The organism is Phytobacter diazotrophicus (assembly GCF_052061655.1).
Lineage (GTDB): Bacteria > Pseudomonadota > Gammaproteobacteria > Enterobacterales > Enterobacteriaceae > Phytobacter > Phytobacter diazotrophicus.
This window is the reverse complement of sequence record NZ_CM125428.1, coordinates 1,883,946-1,899,267: the sequence shown is the minus strand read 5'-3', so window position 1 is coordinate 1,899,267 and position 15,322 is coordinate 1,883,946. Positions and strand designations below refer to the sequence as shown.

The following is a 15,322-nucleotide window of genomic DNA, read 5'->3' as shown; positions in this document are numbered from 1 at the left end:
GATTATTGGTTACAGCAAGCCGCTCACCATACGCAGATCCGCCACACCACCAAAATGGTATGACTGAGGCTGCGTATTGACAGTAAAGAAGGCCGCTTCGTCAATCCAATGAATCATCCTTTGTTCTGCATAATAAGGCTTACCCTCTTCCGTGATAGATACCTGGATTTCATAGAGATTAGGTCCCATGCCACAGATAAATTCGAATTTAACACTGAACTCGCTACCCTGAGCAAATTCTCGTTGCCAAAAAATATCCCCAGCCTCTGCAGCACCGCTAAGTATAGCCATATCCTGATTTAAAGTTCCCCAGGAATACATTTTCACGCCTTCTTTATTGCGGATGCGTAAACCTACATTCAGATGATTAAGCGCCGAATGTGTTTTACAGCGCACAATAACTGTAACTTTATCTCGGGGGTCAAAATTGGAAGCGGGTTCGCCATCAGCATTAAAGAGAGATACATCAAGAACTTCTGCATCCAGATCGCCAAACGAATACGCTTTCAGTCGCTCGGAAAACACGGGCGAGGTTGCATCTGCGGTAGCTGCAACAGCTGTATTGTCTTGTATAATGCTCGGCTCAAGCTTTTCTTCTTCCGCAGCCTGCTGAATTTTTTCTTGCGAAGCAACCCGTGCTTGCCGTGCTTTTTCCTTGAGGTGTTCTGCCACCTGACTCAGTCGTTTTGATTCAACCTCATGCAGTGATTTACGATATTCCAACAACGCATCTGCGGAGGTGCCTGAAAATTTCACGACACCGTGCTCAAGGAAAATCGCTTTATTCGTCATGGTCCGCACTGACTCCTGGTCGTGCGAAACAAAAAGCAAAGTCGTCCCATTCGTGCGAAGCCTGTCCATACGCTCAAAGCAACGCTTCTGAAATAAAGCATCACCTACAGCGAGCGCTTCATCGACAATGAGGATATCCGGTTCAATGCATACCTGAACCGCAAATGCTAAACGCACAAGCATACCACTTGAATATGTCTTGGTAGGCTGGTCAATGAATTCGCCGATATCAGCAAATGTCAGAATCTCATCAAATCGGTCATTGATTTCTGCTTCTGACAAACCCAATACCGCGCCATTCATATAGACGTTTTCACGGCCAGTAAATTCGGGATTAAAACCAGAGCCAAGTTCCAGTAGCGCAGCAACGCGACCATTTGTCTTTACAGTGCCAGAGGTCGCGTTCAGCGTACCGCAAATTAATTGTAATAACGTAGACTTACCAGAACCGTTTTGCCCGATGATACCAACGGATTCACCTTTGACGATATCAAAAGTAATATCGCGAAGGGCCCAAAACTCCCGGAATAAGGGTTTGGCATTTTGTCCCACAAGTCGGCGCAATCCTGTATAAATAGATTGCTTGAGTCGATCAGAAGGACGATCATAAATTTGATAGCATTTACTCAGGTTTTTTACCTGAATAGCAAAATCAGAGCACATCAGCAAACCCCTTACGCGTTTTCTGGAACCAGGCGAAACCAATCCAGGCAATAATAAATGCAGCAACCCAGTAGACGGCAAGAATGTCAAAATCGGGTTGTTTCCCCCAATATAAAACATTTCTCGTCTGTTCAATCACTGTTGTTAAGGGATTAAAATACATCAACTGACGAAACTCAGGTGGCAGTATTTCAGCCGAATAGAAAACAGGACTTAAAAACATTAAAGCAGTCGTAAACAGGGTAATAAACTGATTAATATCTCGTAAATAAACCCCTAATGAGGCAAGAATCCAACTTAGACCAAGTGTAATTATCATTAACGGTAAAAGAATAAGCGGAAAATACAATACAGTCAGGTGCGGAACATCAAAGAAAACGAAATAAGCGACTAACCATACTGCAAGGCTGATCATTGTATGAAATAGCGCAGAACCGAGTGATACTACCGGTAATATCTCAAGTGGATATACGACTTTTTTGACATAATTAACGTTTGATAGTATAAGTTGCGGTGCTTTATTTAAGCACTCAGAGAACAAATTAAACACGATTAGACCAGCAAATAGCACCAATGCGAACTCGCCTTTTGATGTACCGCCGCCATGCCATCGAGCATTAAATATCTGGCTAAAAACAAACGTATAAACTGCCAGCATAAATAAAGGATTAATCAACGACCAAATGATTCCGATTGAAGAACCCCGATAACGACCCTGAATTTCGCGTATCGTAGTCGTCTTGATTAAATATCTATTACGCCAAATAGTTGCCAGCATTTCAAGCGGGCTTATTGGGAAAGATTGCATTAAAACACCCTATTAATAATAGCTCCAAAACCATGAGTAAATCTCTTCGACTCAGCGATTAAATCTTTTTCAGCAATGCTGAAATAAAGATGGCAAACGTATCTATTGCGCTTTGCCGATACACGCCAAGCCGTAAAAAATAAAAGACACGCAGAAATATATTCCCAGAATGAATAACTTTAAACCAGGCTATTCTTTTCTGATTTTCCTCTGATAACAGGAAAACACATTTTTCGAGTTCACGGATATGTGCGGCATTCCATGTGCGATATTGACCCTGCATGATTTTTTTAAATCTACATAGGCGAGCCCGAAACCCGAGGTTCGAGCCGATAAGATTCTTCCCATGCTGCCTGTAACCTAAACCTGGTTCAGGATCGTAAAAAATCTTACCGCCGACGCCTGCTATTAAAATGTACATCCACCAGTCATGGCTGACGACATCCGCAACCCCTGCACGACTAATAATTTCTCTTGCCGCCTGATTGATTACCATCGTATTCCCGCCACCAATATTCTGCACCAGCGCATTGCGGAATGAAGGTGGGCGTGTAAAAAGAGGTGAAAGGCCTAAGTTTTCACCAGTATCGTCTACAAGTTGAGTTCGCGAACAATACAATGCGGGAATATCAGAAGGGATACTTTTTAGCCATTTAATAGCGCGTTCAAGTTTATCCTTATACCAAATATCATCCTGGTCAGAAAATGAATAATAGTCAGCTTTAATATCTTCTCTTAGCAATAATGATAAAAAATTGCTGACAAATCCTTTTTGGGGGCCAGCAACAACAGTCACTTTTGATACATTTCTGGTCGCAAACTCATCAATAATAGAAAGCGTATTATCAGTCGAACCATCATCAGAAACAATCAACTTCCAGTTTTTATATGATTGTTTTTCAAATGATATGAGTTGCTCATTAATATATCGCTCACCTTGGTAGGTAGCCATCAGTATGGCAGCATCATCATTTGCAAATGTCATTAAACGTTATCTCGTAAAAACATCAAGTCCAAATATCAAGGCTGACAAAGTATTAATTGGTAAATTTAAATAATTTACTTTATATATTATATGAATTGTAATTATTAAATATAATACAAAGCTTCTGAAAATGACTTACCAGCTAAGTCTTTCTGCGACAACTGAATGTCTTTCACTTCTGGCCATTCAATATTAAGCGTAGGATCATTCCATATAATGGAACATTCAGTCTGTGGCGCATAATAATTAGTCGCTTTATAAACAAATTGCGCTCTTTCACTTAAGGTTACAAAACCATGGGCAAAACCTTCTGGGATCCAGAGTTGTCGCTTATTTTCAGCGCTTAAAATGACACCAGTCCACTTACCAAAAGTGGGAGAAGATTTGCGAAGATCTACTGCAACATCAAAAACTTCACCAGCGACACAACGCACAAGTTTTCCTTGAGCACAGGGATCAAGCTGATAATGTAAGCCTCTTAATACCCCACGCTGGGATTCAGAATGGTTGTCCTGAACAAATTCAACACTACGACCTACAGCTTCATCAAATATTTTTTTGTTATAGCTTTCGAGGAAAAAACCACGGGAATCACCATACACTTTTGGCTCAAATATAATTACTTCTGGTATATCTGTTTTTACAATATTCATTTTTAACGCCTGATTATTTTTGTAAAATCTCAGTTACGACACGCTCTACTCCAACCTTCCAGTCTGGCAAAACGACATTAAATGCCCGTTGAAATTTCTCATTTGACAGACGCGAATTTAATGGACGTTTCGCAGGAGTTGGGTAAGAAGATGTGGGCACTCCACTGACATCTTTAATGATTAATGACTCACCTTTCTGGCGGGCTAATGCAAAAACATGCTGGGCATACTCGTACCAGGTTGTTTCACCACTGGCAACAAGATGATAAGTCCCATATAGAGTAGTATCCTGAATCGCAGCACGGATAGCTATGGCTGTACAATCAGCTAACAATTCAGCGCCTGTTGGTGCGCCGTGCTGATCATTAATGATAGAGAGTTGCTCTTTCTCTTTTGCCAGACGCAGCATCGTTTTGGCAAAGTTGGTACCGCGAGTCGCATAAACCCAGCTCGTGCGAAAAATAAGGTGCCGGGAGTTATGGGTGGCAATCGCTATTTCACCTGCCAGTTTGCTCTCACCATAAACATTTAATGGTTCAGGTTGCTCCTCCTCGGAGCGATAGTGCTCACCTTGCCCATTAAAAACATAATCAGTGGAGTAATGTATCAACAACGCGCCCAACACCGCTGTTTCTTTAGCGATGACTTCAACACTTGACGCATTAAGCTGCTGAGCCAGCTCTTTTTCACTTTCAGCCTTATCAACTGCGGTATGAGCCGCCGCATTCACCACAACATCAGGCTGCACTGCGCGGATAGTTTGTGCGATACCTTCCGGTTTCGTCAGATCGCCACATAACTCAGTATCAAAAAAATCAACTGCGACAAGTTCACCCAATGTCGACAAAGAACGCTGCAGTTCCCAGCCAACCTGGCCATTTTTTCCAATTAATAAAATCTTCATGATCTTCTCGTCCGCGCAGCTCAGCGACTATTTTTCGCTAATCAACAATTGCAAATAACGGCCATAATCCGTCTTTGACAGTTTCTTAATCTGTTCCGCAACTTGTTCTTTATTCAACCAGCCTTTACGGAAGGCAATTTCTTCAAGACAAGCGACTTTCATGCCCTGCCGTTTCTCAATGGTATGGATGAATTGCGATGCTTCAACCAGGCTGTCATGGGTTCCGGTATCAAGCCAGGCAAACCCACGCCCCAGCAATTCAACCTGCAATTCACCACGATCCAGATACATCTGGTTCAGTGTAGTAATCTCCAACTCTCCGCGCGCTGAAGGTTTCACCTGTTTTGCCATTTCGACGACATTTTTGTCGTAAAAATAGAGACCGGTCACTGCCCAGTTAGATTTTGGTTTAAGCGGTTTTTCCTCAATGGATAACGCAGTAGAATTTTCATCAAACTCAACGACACCAAAACGTTCCGGATCCTGCACCTGATAACCGAATACCATCGCTCCAGAGGTCAAGTTTGCTGCGCTTTCCAGCTTCTTGCCGAAACTTTGACCAAAATAGATGTTATCGCCCAGCACCAGCGCACATGGTTCGTTATTAATAAATTCTTCGCCAATAATAAACGCCTGCGCCAGGCCGTCCGGCGATGGCTGCACTTGGTAGGAAAGACGGATACCGAACTGCGAGCCATCACCTAATAAACGCTGGAACGATGCCATATCCTCCGGAGTCGTGATAATCAGAATGTCACGAATACCTGCCAGCATCAGCACAGAGATTGGGTAAAAAATCATCGGCTTGTCATACACCGGCAACAACTGTTTTGACACACCCTGAGTAATTGGATAAAGGCGAGTTCCGGAACCGCCAGCTAATACAATACCTTTCATCATTCCGTCCTTATAATTTTATTCTGCAAGCCCCAGGCGTTCACCAGCATATGACCCATCCATCACACGCTGCCACCAATCCTTGTTAGTCAAATACCATTCGACCGTTTTGCGGATACCAGATTCAAAAGTTTCCTGTGGTACCCAGCCCAGTTCATCTTTAATTTTGCTCGCATCAATAGCGTAACGCAGGTCGTGCCCCGGACGGTCGGTAACATAAGTAATTAATTCTGAAAAGCTACCAATATTATTAGGTTTAGCAGTAATAATTTCGTCCAGAATAGTGCAGATGGTGTTCACAACTTCAATATTCTTACGCTCATTGTGACCACCGATATTGTAAGTCTCACCAGCAACGCCTTCTGTCACGACTTTATATAAAGCACGGGCATGATCTTCGACAAATAACCAATCGCGAATTTGTTCACCATTGCCATAAACAGGCAACGGCTTACCAGCCAAGGCATTAAGAATGATCAGTGGAATAAGTTTTTCAGGGAAATGGTACGGACCGTAGTTATTTGAGCAATTCGTCACCAGGGTCGGCAAACCGTAAGTACGGCGCCAGGCGCGAACTAAGTGATCGCTGGACGCTTTAGATGAGGAATACGGGCTGCTGGGAGAATAAGGGGTTTTCTCGGTAAAGAGCGGCAAGGCGGTGCCAGCGGGGACCTCATCCGGGTGCGGCAAATCGCCGTAGACTTCGTCCGTTGAGATATGATGGAAGCGGAACGCGGCTTTTCGTGTTTCATCCAGTTGCGCCCAGTATTTGCGCGCAGCTTCAAGAAGAATGTAGGTTCCTACAATGTTCGTCTCAATAAACGCAGCGGGGCCGGTAATAGAGCGGTCAACATGGCTTTCTGCGGCGAGGTGCATAACCGCATCCGGTTGATGTTCCGCAAAAATCCGTTTCATCGCTTCGGCATCACAGATATCGGCGTGCTCGAAGGCATACCGATCGCTGTTTTCAACCTCAGTCAGAGATTCCAGGTTGCCCGCGTAGGTTAATTTATCGACATTAACCACAGAGTCTTGAGTATTATTAATGATATTACGAACGACAGCAGACCCGATAAAACCTGCTCCACCAGTGACCAATATTTTCACGAGAATATTCCGTTTACTTTGCTAGTTTAACTATGGCGTTGATATACAAGGATTAGAACATAGGGACGCATTTGTTTAGACACGCTACCGCCCCTGGCTCAATAGCTACCAGCGTACTGTGTATAACCGCCAACAATTTCCATAAACATAAAAGTGTATCGGGTAACGCAATGAATGCCGCTACCTGCACAAAATGTTAAACAACCATTTTCTGCTTAAACGCCAATGGAAACAAGGCAAATCTGAATCTGATAAGTAAAATCTAACCAAGATGGAGATTTATTATCCGTTGATTTCATAGAATATGTATAAAAAAAGCAGTGAGACTGGACGAAGCTAAAAGCTTCGGTAACCACTCTCATCTGCCCTTTGTGCAAGTAAATGCTTATCTTTTTTTTCTAACTGGTTACTGCGTCAAAAGTTTCTTAATGCTTTCGCGGAATTTTTGACCTTCTTTGAGGTTACGCAGGCCGTAGTTGACGAACGCCTGCATGTAGCCCATTTTTTTACCGCAGTCGTAGCTCTCGCCAGTCATCAGCATGGCATCCACTGACTGCTTCTTCGCCAGTTCCGCGATGGCATCCGTTAACTGAATACGTCCCCAGGCGCCAGGCTCAGTACGCTCCAGTTCTGCCCAGATTTCAGAAGAAAGCACATAGCGGCCTACAGCCATCAGGTCTGAATCCAGCGTTTGCGGCTGATCCGGTTTTTCGATGAACTCAACGATACGGCTCACCTTACCTTCGCTATCCAGCGGCTCTTTGGTCTGAATCACAGAGTATTCAGACAAGTCGCCCTTCATGCGTTTTGCCAGCACCTGGCTACGGCCGGTTTCATTGAAACGGGCAACCATTGCCGCCAGGTTGTAACGCAGCGGGTCGGCAGAAGCGGAATCCAGAATGATATCCGGCAGGACCACAACGAACGGATTGTCGCCAACGATTGGGCGCGCACAAAGAATCGAGTGCCCCAGGCCCAGCGGTTGCGCCTGACGGACGTTCATGATTGTCACGCCAGGAGGGCAAATTGACTGCACCTCAGCCAGAAGCTGACGTTTTACGCGCTGTTCAAGTAACGCTTCCAGCTCATAGGAGGTATCGAAGTGGTTTTCGACCGCGTTTTTGGAAGAGTGAGTGACCAGGACGATTTCTTTGATCCCTGCAGCAACAACTTCGTCGACGATGTATTGAATCATTGGCTTATCGACGATAGGTAGCATCTCTTTAGGAATAGCTTTGGTGGCGGGTAGCATATGCATCCCCAAACCTGCTACCGGAATAACTGCTTTCAAATTAATCATTATGCCTTCCACCTGTAAATGATTGATAAATTATAGACCTTCAACTTCTTTTCGCCAGCGTTCACGGGACGAGTTGCCGCGAAATATGTTACGCCGATTGTCGTATAATTGCTGTAGATGTAATCCTGGCAGTGAAATAAAGTCTCCAGGATTCATCGCAAAGTATGACAATCTCCTTACCGCTACGGCTTCGCCGGCAAACGGAAGTTGAGATTTTGTACATTCACAACCTGATGATCGATGCGATCGATATCGACGGAGCTCTGCCCTTTCTCATTCACAGCTTTAATATTTGCCAGCGACAGCAAGGTATCCTGCCGCGCCATAAAGCGCCCGCGCACATCCTTACGTAAATCGAAGTTAAGCTTGAGTGCCGGCCCCACAGAGGAATCTTGCATTACATTGATATTTCGCAGGAAAAGGTGTTGTGGTTTGTTATGGAACTCCAGCGTTGCCCGCTGTAAGTTGAGGTTGGTAATGGCCACAAATGAGGTGGCGTTACCGGACGATATCTGGATACCGCGCAGCTTGTATTGATTCTGTGCATTCTTCAGGTGAATATCGTTCAGTTTGAAATTTTGCGGAATGGACAAATAATCGCCTTTGATAACCCCGTAGCCGATGAGCATCCCGGCGCTGTTGACCATCGAGACGTTATCAATGACAAAATTGTCACAGCCATATATCGCCACCGTCGCGTTATCTATCCCGGCTTTTTTGCTGAAGTCCGGGGTAATATTTTCTGCCTTAATGTTACGAATAATAAAGTGTTTGCCGTTTTCAACGTGGACCAGTTGTCGGCAATTGCTGCCGGTGATGTTGGCAACAACAAAATTCTTCACCGCCTGGTCTTCCGGGTAGGTGTTATCGTAGGTACTGCCCGCCAGCCCAATACCAATGCCCCAGTTGATTTTGCCGTTCGTGCAGTCAATATGATCAATGACATGGTCAGAGATCAGGATATCGCGATCGTTAATGGCGACGTTCCACTCTATGGCGTCACCTTGTAAGTAGGTAAAGTGACTATTGGTGATCCGGGCGCCAATAATCTGATTATGGAAACCCTGACGCAGGATGGCGTAGTTGGCTTTGGTGACCGTAATGTTGTCGATGGTCAGATTGCGCATCACCTGCGGCTCTTTTCCACCGATGTAGATTTGCGCCACCGGGCCATAGCCGCTCATATTCAAACCTTGAATGACACAATCTGAACCGCGGACATCAAGCGTCAGATTGTACAGACTCCCCCCCTTCTCACCGATGACCTTACAACCATCCTGCAATACCAGACGCCCACGGCCATTACTTTTAATGCTCCCCCGCACCAACAGCGTTTTCCCCGGCGGAATAAAGACCCCGGTATTGAGGTTTTCGCACACCAGACCTTCCGGGATTTCAACCGTTTGCGCTTCACTAAAGGCCTGTTTCAACGCCGCAGGCCAGTCGGTTGTCTGATAGCGACGGATATCCACCGTTTCGGCGCGCGCTGTGGCAACCGGTAAAAAAGGCAGCGCCGCAAGAGCGGCGCCAGCAGTCAGGAAACTGCGTCGGTTAAACGCAAATCGATTCTTTTTTTCGAACTCAGACATAGGACCTCGATTCAGAGCGCCTGTAGCAGCGTGGCAAGTTGCTGATTGATACGTTGCTGGTTGAAGTCGGTTTCGATTTTTTGGCGGGCACGGGCAATCACCGGCGTCAGATCCTGACGCTGCATTGCACTGAACTCGGCGAGCTTGTCCGCCAGCGTGCGGGCGTCATTTTCCGGCACCAGCCAGCCAGACTCCCCAGCGTTGATCAGTTCAGGAATGCCACTGTGCACCGTTGACACCACCGGAATACCTACGGCCATCGCCTCCATGAGGGCCACGGGAATCCCTTCCATATCGCCATCCACACCGGTGACCGACGGCAATAAAAAGAGATCGGCTTCATCCAACATCGCTTTGACCTCATGGCTGGGCTTAAAGCCCGGCATGTGGATCACATCATCCAGTTGGTATTGCTCAATCAGGGTGCGCAAGCGCCGCTCCCACGGGCCAATGCCCAAAATAGTCCAGGTAAAGGCCACACCACGCTCTTTAAGTAAACGGCAGGCTTCAATACCTACATGCAGCCCCTTTTTCTCAGTCAGCCGCGCAACAGAGATCATCTGCAGCGGCGTTCCGGGGGCTTTCACCGGGCGCAGGGTAAAACGGGCGATATCCACCCCCATGCGCGAGATGGCAATTTTTTCTTCCGGGCAGCCCATACTGCGTAACCTGTCCGCCCACAGTTCACTAATAGGTAACATCAGGTCGCCACGGCGAAAAAGTTGCTGATATTCCGGCGTATAGTGGCTGAGCACATCACGATGCGAAATATCAATGCCGTGGAAAACAGTGGCAATCTTGCCTTGTAACAGACCCAGTTCGCGCAGTTTCGCCGCCGTAACCCCTGCCGGGCCAAAATGGGCAATAAACACATCGGCGCGAAAAACCTGCGGTGTCAGACCGCAGATGGCTGCCAGAATCAGATTTCGCGCTTCATCACCGTAGCGCGACATATTGAGCGCTTTCCAGGTGGCCGCGCGTCCTGCGCCGCGTAATATCGCCTGCCCACGATAGCGCAGTTTCGCCAGCTTGCCCTCCGGCTCATCCAGTAACCAGTGGGTTTTTTCCGCCAGACGGTACTCCGTCCAGGCGCTATGGGTATTTTGCAGATCGCCCTTATGCAGCGCGACGATCTCCACCTCATAACCCATGTTGATAAACGCCACAATCTGATTCAGAACAAAGGTTTCTGAGGCGAGCGGAAATTTCAGCAAGAAGAAGCTGACTTTCATTTCACCTCCCGAATGCGATCCAGCACCGATTTCACCATTAACGCGCCTTTCTCTCGTTCCGCCGCCACGGCGGTGGCCAGGCGTTGATTGAGCGCAGGCAGTTGCCCCAGGGTGTCCGCCGCCATCGCCGCCAGCGAGCCATCCAGCAAGTGGCGAATATCCACCGCCATCTCCGGCATACCGAGCTGTTGCATAATCCCGGCTGATTTGTGTTCGTAGTTAATGGCGATAGCCGGCGTACCGAAGTTCATCGAGATAATGGCGGAGTGCAGGCGTGTACCCACCGTCAGGTCACAGGCGGCGAGGATTTTACCCATTTCGAGGTCGTTAAGTTCATCCATGACCACGTGGTAGCGGGACGGGTCGCTAATATGCTGACGCAGATTGAGCGCCACCATCCGGTCATCTTTGTTGTAACTGTCGATACCAGTACAGGTCGAGAGCGCGATCACCTGCCAGCCTGCATCAAGGATCCGGTTCACCACGTCGGCAAAGGCCTTTTCATAGGCTTGCTGGGTCGTACCCAGTCGCTTATCAAACGGCGCGAGTTCACGTAGCGTAATAGCGACCGTTTTTTGTTTTGCGGCCACATCCAGCCAGTGACGGACGGCGTAGCTGGGGATAAACGCCGCATCATCTTCCACCAGCCAGGCAGTATCAACGCCCTGCTCCACTTTCTCGGTCGTGATTTCACTCTGCTTCATTAAATTCAGACTGACGCTCTCACGCAGGATCAACGCGTCGCAATGACCAAAGACATAATTTGCCAGTTGATTAAACTGCGGATCCTGGAAGGGCCCGACGCTGTGGCCAATCATATACAGCGGCTTTTTTGCCATAAACGTACAGAGGGCATGTTCGAACTGCGGAACGCCGTAAAGATCGACAAAAAAGGATCCACCCACCTGGATAATCGCGTCATAACCTGCAAGCAGGCGGACGAAATCGGTAAAACCCTGGGCAATAGCGATGTTGCGCAGCTTGCCGCTATCGGTCACCCGAGAAAGCAGTACCTGGTGCTGGTAGCGACGGCGCAGGACCTTTTTCACCCGTCCCATTAACCCGGCGGCAGTATTGTGTGCTTTCATCTGGCTGTAGAGTGGATCACCCATGACCGGGCGGTTCAACAGCCAGGAAGAACTCACCGGGTAGCGGCTCATTACGTCCACTTCCGCTTGTGGTTCGATGCGTGCAATCGCATCCAGCAACCCACGCAAAATGGCGCTGTCGCCACGGTTGCCGCAGGTGTGATTGCCAAGAATTAATAATTTCATAATGACCTCTTAAAAAATTCCCCCCCCAACCCTCTCCGTTCGGGAAGAGAACCGGGGTGAGGAAAAAATGAATATCAACCGGCACGCAATAGCGTTTTCATCTTTTCGTTGCGGCAAAACTGGCGTTTCATCTCCACCACCAGCGCATTACGTGACAGCACAATCATCGCCGCGAACGCCAGCGCGCCCGCCATCACCTGAACGGCAAGCAATGCCGACACCGGCAGACGCCCGGCGAGTGACAGCCCCAGCCCATAACTCACCACCAGCGTCGGCAGCGACAGGTAGAACGGCAGCCACAGACTCAGGATGTACTGGCGATAGCTGGATCCCAGAACAGGTTTGATCATCACGAAATAGCTCAGGACGGTGTTGATAATCTGCACCAGCAGAAAGCCCAGCGTGACGCCAATGGCCCCTGCCAGGTGGCCGCCAATAATGATGGCGGGAATAAACAAAAAGGTTTTGAAGACATTGAATTTAAAGCTGATATCCACGCGGGCTTTGGCCATTAACAACGACCCAATAGGATTGCCGACCGCACGCAGCAGCCCCACAATGCATAACAATTGCAGGACAGGAATGATGCTGCTCCACTTCTCGCCGAACACCAGCGGCACGAAGTTATTCGACACCACCAGCAGCCCAAGCAGGATCGGAAAGTTAATGATCCCTACCACCGACAACAGCTTGTAAAAATTAAGCCGCAGCTTTTCCGTGTCATCCTGAATTTTGGCGAAAGCCGGGAACAGGACGCGCGTAATGATGGGGTTGAGTTTCATTGGTGGAACGACGGCCACGTTATAGGCCAGGTTGTAACCGCCCGCGACGCTGGCCCCAAGGATGCGCGCCAGTACCAGCGTAGAGAGGTTGGTGTTCAGGTAGTTAATGACGCTGTCCGCCGTAAGCCACGCGCCAAACTTGAGGTTAGAACTGACCGAACGCAGCGAAAAATGCAGACCAGGACGGTAAATCTTGCGGCCAAACCAGCCGAAGAGCAGCGTGCGCACGGCGCTGTTAACCAGATAGCCGAGGATGGCGGTCATTGCCAGTGGCCAGAAAAAGGCGCTGACCACCGTAAAGGTAAAACCAGCCAGCACCGAGACGGTTTCTATGCTGCCGATCTTGTTAAACTCCAGCTCCTTTTGCATCAGCGCCCGGAACTGCTGACCATGCGGAATCAGCACAAAGGCCAGCGACAGAGTTTTTATCAGCGGCGCCAGATCCGGGTTATGCAGCAACCCGGCAATCAGATCGCTGAGTAAAAAGATAGCCACACAGACCACCAGCCCCAGCCCGACATTCAGCCAGTACAGGGTGGTGAGTTCGAGATGACTTATCTCCTTACGCTGGATAATGGAGTTGGCAATACCAAAATCCGATAGCGTATCGGCGAGCGCGATAATCACCAGCGAGACAGTGAGCAGGCCAAACTGGTGGTTATCGATAATGCGCGCCAGTACAGTCATCTGTACCAGCCCAAGCCCGATAATGGTCAACGTTGCCATGGCCGACCATTTCGCCCCGCTGATGGTTTTTTCACGTAAGCTCATGATTTTTTTCCTTTGAACATGGCCCATAAGGCGTTATTGGCGCAGGCAGTTTGAACACGGACAGCGCGGAAAAATCGGAACGTACACGAAGTACGTGAGGATTTTGAGCACTGCCCTGGTTCAAAATGGTCAGCAAAATAGCCTTATGGGACAAGTTCCTAATACGCCGCTTTATTCACAAACCCTTTAAAGATGGTCAGAAAAACGATTTTGATATCGAACCAAAGACTCCATTCACGGATGTACTCGAGGTCGAACTCAACGCGTTTTTCCATTTTTTCCAGCGTATCCGTCTCCCCGCGCCAGCCATTGATCTGCGCCCAGCCGGTAATACCCGGTTTCACTTTATGACGCAGCATGTAGCCTTCAATGAGCTGACGGTACTGCTCGTTATGCGCCACCGCATGAGGGCGTGGGCCGACGATAGACATCCCGCCCGTCAGCACATTAATAAACTGCGGTAGCTCATCCAGGGACGTCCGGCGCAGGAAGCTGCCAACTTTAGTCACGCGCGGATCGTTTTGCGTGGCCTGGGTTACGACCTTGTCGTTCTCCATAACTTTCATGGAGCGGAATTTCCACACTTTGATAGCTTTACCGTCCATGCCGTAACGGGTCTGACGGAAGATAACCGGGCCTGGGGAGGTCAATTTCACCGCCATCGAGATCCCCAACAGAACCGGTGAGATCAGCATCAGGATGAGCGACGCCAGCACAATGTCTTCAAGGCGTTTGAGAATGCGGTTGACGCCCGAAAGCGGCGTGTCATACAGCGGCACCACCGGCACGCCATTCACCTCTTCAATTCGCGAATGCAGAATGTTGAAGGTGAAAACATCGGGTATCAGGATCACCGAGCAGGTGGTGTCTGCCAGTTGCCGCACCAGATGTTTGATGCACTGAGCGTCGTTCATTGACATGGCGATATAGACGTTGTGGATTTTCCCGGCGCGAGCGTCGTCAAGTAGTTGGTCATAATTACCCACCCAGTCACTGCTCACGCCACCCGGTTTCGCGTCGTGATAGACACCGATCACTTCAAAACCCAGCCAGGGTTCATTACGAAAACTCTCCAGCAGTTCCTGCCCGGCGGGAAGGTCGCCCGCCACCGCAACGCGACGGGTGTTATAGCCATGATTACGCAGCCAACCGGCGGCAAAACGGATAATCCCACGGCAGATAATCAGCCCTGAACTGCTGAGCAAATACCAGGCAAAATAGAGGGCAAAGGTATTGTTAAGTTCGCTGCGAAAAGCCACCAGACCGGCGCTAAAGACAAAACTGAGGGTCCAGTTTTGCAACAATAAAACCAGCTCGGTCATAAACCGCACACCACGCCATGAACGATAAAAATCGGTCATGCCGCCAATCATCTGGAACACCACCAGGGTAATGAGGGCCATCAGCAGGTGCTGATAAAAGAATGGCAACGTATTGAACCTACAGACAATGTACAGCCCACCGAACATGATGGTGATGTCTGAGAATCGCTGCACGATTGAGATTAACGATGCATTCGTTTTGGCCCGGTCGCGCTTTTTTAGATTTGTCATCGTTGTACCTAT

Annotated in this window: 13 protein-coding genes; all 13 read right to left on the bottom strand. The window is 48.2% G+C overall.

Features of this window, described 5'->3' with window-relative positions:
• Positions 1-9 precede the first annotated feature (9 nt).
• Positions 10-1,455, bottom strand: coding sequence for an ABC transporter ATP-binding protein (locus ACS0RQ_RS09060; RefSeq protein ID WP_271850662.1), 1,446 nt, complete (start codon positions 1,453-1,455; stop codon positions 10-12).
• A complete protein-coding gene (locus ACS0RQ_RS09055) occupies positions 1,445-2,263 on the bottom strand; it encodes an ABC transporter permease (RefSeq protein WP_271850663.1) in 819 nt (272 codons plus the stop codon). Before ACS0RQ_RS09055 ends, ACS0RQ_RS09060 begins: the two co-directional genes overlap by 11 nt.
• Before the next feature lie 58 nt (positions 2,264-2,321).
• The gene (locus tag ACS0RQ_RS09050; RefSeq protein ID WP_296430373.1) at positions 2,322-3,248 is read right to left on the bottom strand and encodes a glycosyltransferase family 2 protein; all 927 of its coding nucleotides are present in this window, start codon (positions 3,246-3,248) and stop codon (positions 2,322-2,324) included.
• Between the two features lie 104 nt (positions 3,249-3,352).
• Entirely contained in the window at positions 3,353-3,901 is a 549-nt protein-coding gene (rfbC, locus tag ACS0RQ_RS09045; protein WP_271850988.1) for a dTDP-4-dehydrorhamnose 3,5-epimerase, read from the bottom strand.
• Between the two features lie 13 nt (positions 3,902-3,914).
• The gene (gene rfbD / locus ACS0RQ_RS09040; RefSeq protein WP_499079299.1) at positions 3,915-4,805 is read right to left on the bottom strand and encodes a Rossmann-fold NAD(P)-binding domain-containing protein; all 891 of its coding nucleotides are present in this window, start codon (positions 4,803-4,805) and stop codon (positions 3,915-3,917) included.
• A 27-nt stretch (positions 4,806-4,832) separates the two neighbouring features.
• Positions 4,833-5,702, bottom strand: a complete 870-nt coding sequence (gene rfbA / locus ACS0RQ_RS09035; protein ID WP_271851032.1) for a glucose-1-phosphate thymidylyltransferase RfbA — start codon at positions 5,700-5,702, stop codon at positions 4,833-4,835.
• Positions 5,703-5,720: 18 nt separating this feature from the next.
• On the bottom strand, positions 5,721-6,809 hold the full coding sequence (gene rfbB / locus ACS0RQ_RS09030; protein ID WP_334632426.1) for a dTDP-glucose 4,6-dehydratase: 1,089 nt from the start codon (positions 6,807-6,809) through the stop codon (positions 5,721-5,723).
• Between the two features lie 406 nt (positions 6,810-7,215).
• On the bottom strand, positions 7,216-8,109 hold the full coding sequence (galF, locus tag ACS0RQ_RS09025) for a GalU regulator GalF (RefSeq protein WP_041851958.1): 894 nt from the start codon (positions 8,107-8,109) through the stop codon (positions 7,216-7,218).
• Positions 8,110-8,291: 182 nt separating this feature from the next.
• Positions 8,292-9,698 carry a colanic acid biosynthesis protein WcaM gene (gene wcaM / locus ACS0RQ_RS09020; protein WP_271850990.1) on the bottom strand — a complete coding sequence of 469 codons (1,407 nt, stop codon included), beginning with the start codon at positions 9,696-9,698 and terminating at the stop codon, positions 8,292-8,294.
• Between the two features lie 11 nt (positions 9,699-9,709).
• Positions 9,710-10,930 carry a colanic acid biosynthesis glycosyltransferase WcaL gene (wcaL, locus tag ACS0RQ_RS09015; RefSeq protein WP_071195749.1) on the bottom strand — a complete coding sequence of 407 codons (1,221 nt, stop codon included), beginning with the start codon at positions 10,928-10,930 and terminating at the stop codon, positions 9,710-9,712.
• Positions 10,927-12,204, bottom strand: coding sequence for a colanic acid biosynthesis pyruvyl transferase WcaK (gene wcaK / locus ACS0RQ_RS09010; protein ID WP_041851960.1), 1,278 nt, complete (start codon positions 12,202-12,204; stop codon positions 10,927-10,929). The genes wcaL and wcaK overlap by 4 nt, the downstream gene beginning before the upstream one ends.
• Before the next feature lie 74 nt (positions 12,205-12,278).
• A complete protein-coding gene (wzxC, locus tag ACS0RQ_RS09005) occupies positions 12,279-13,757 on the bottom strand; it encodes a colanic acid undecaprenyl disphosphate flippase WzxC (RefSeq protein ID WP_071195747.1) in 1,479 nt (492 codons plus the stop codon).
• 158 nt (positions 13,758-13,915) lie between these two features.
• Positions 13,916-15,310, bottom strand: a complete 1,395-nt coding sequence (gene wcaJ, locus ACS0RQ_RS09000; protein WP_271850991.1) for an undecaprenyl-phosphate glucose phosphotransferase — start codon at positions 15,308-15,310, stop codon at positions 13,916-13,918.
• Positions 15,311-15,322: the final 12 nt, after the last annotated feature.

Bases quoted from the DNA above. Each gene is read 5' to 3' on its own strand.
- ACS0RQ_RS09060 (WP_271850662.1), bottom strand. From the start codon at position 1,455: ATGTGCTCTGATTTTGCTATTCAGGTAAAAAACCTGAGTAAATGCTAT.
- ACS0RQ_RS09055 (WP_271850663.1), bottom strand. From the start codon at position 2,263: ATGCAATCTTTCCCAATAAGCCCGCTTGAAATGCTGGCAACTATTTGG.
- ACS0RQ_RS09050 (WP_296430373.1), bottom strand. From the start codon at position 3,248: ATGACATTTGCAAATGATGATGCTGCCATACTGATGGCTACCTACCAA.
- rfbC (WP_271850988.1), bottom strand. From the start codon at position 3,901: ATGAATATTGTAAAAACAGATATACCAGAAGTAATTATATTTGAGCCA.
- rfbD (WP_499079299.1), bottom strand. From the start codon at position 4,805: ATGAAGATTTTATTAATTGGAAAAAATGGCCAGGTTGGCTGGGAACTG.
- rfbA (WP_271851032.1), bottom strand. From the start codon at position 5,702: ATGAAAGGTATTGTATTAGCTGGCGGTTCCGGAACTCGCCTTTATCCA.
- galF (WP_041851958.1), bottom strand. From the start codon at position 8,109: ATGATTAATTTGAAAGCAGTTATTCCGGTAGCAGGTTTGGGGATGCAT.
- wcaM (WP_271850990.1), bottom strand. From the start codon at position 9,698: ATGTCTGAGTTCGAAAAAAAGAATCGATTTGCGTTTAACCGACGCAGT.
- wcaL (WP_071195749.1), bottom strand. From the start codon at position 10,930: ATGAAAGTCAGCTTCTTCTTGCTGAAATTTCCGCTCGCCTCAGAAACC.
- wcaK (WP_041851960.1), bottom strand. From the start codon at position 12,204: ATGAAATTATTAATTCTTGGCAATCACACCTGCGGCAACCGTGGCGAC.
- wzxC (WP_071195747.1), bottom strand. From the start codon at position 13,757: ATGAGCTTACGTGAAAAAACCATCAGCGGGGCGAAATGGTCGGCCATG.
- wcaJ (WP_271850991.1), bottom strand. From the start codon at position 15,310: ATGACAAATCTAAAAAAGCGCGACCGGGCCAAAACGAATGCATCGTTA.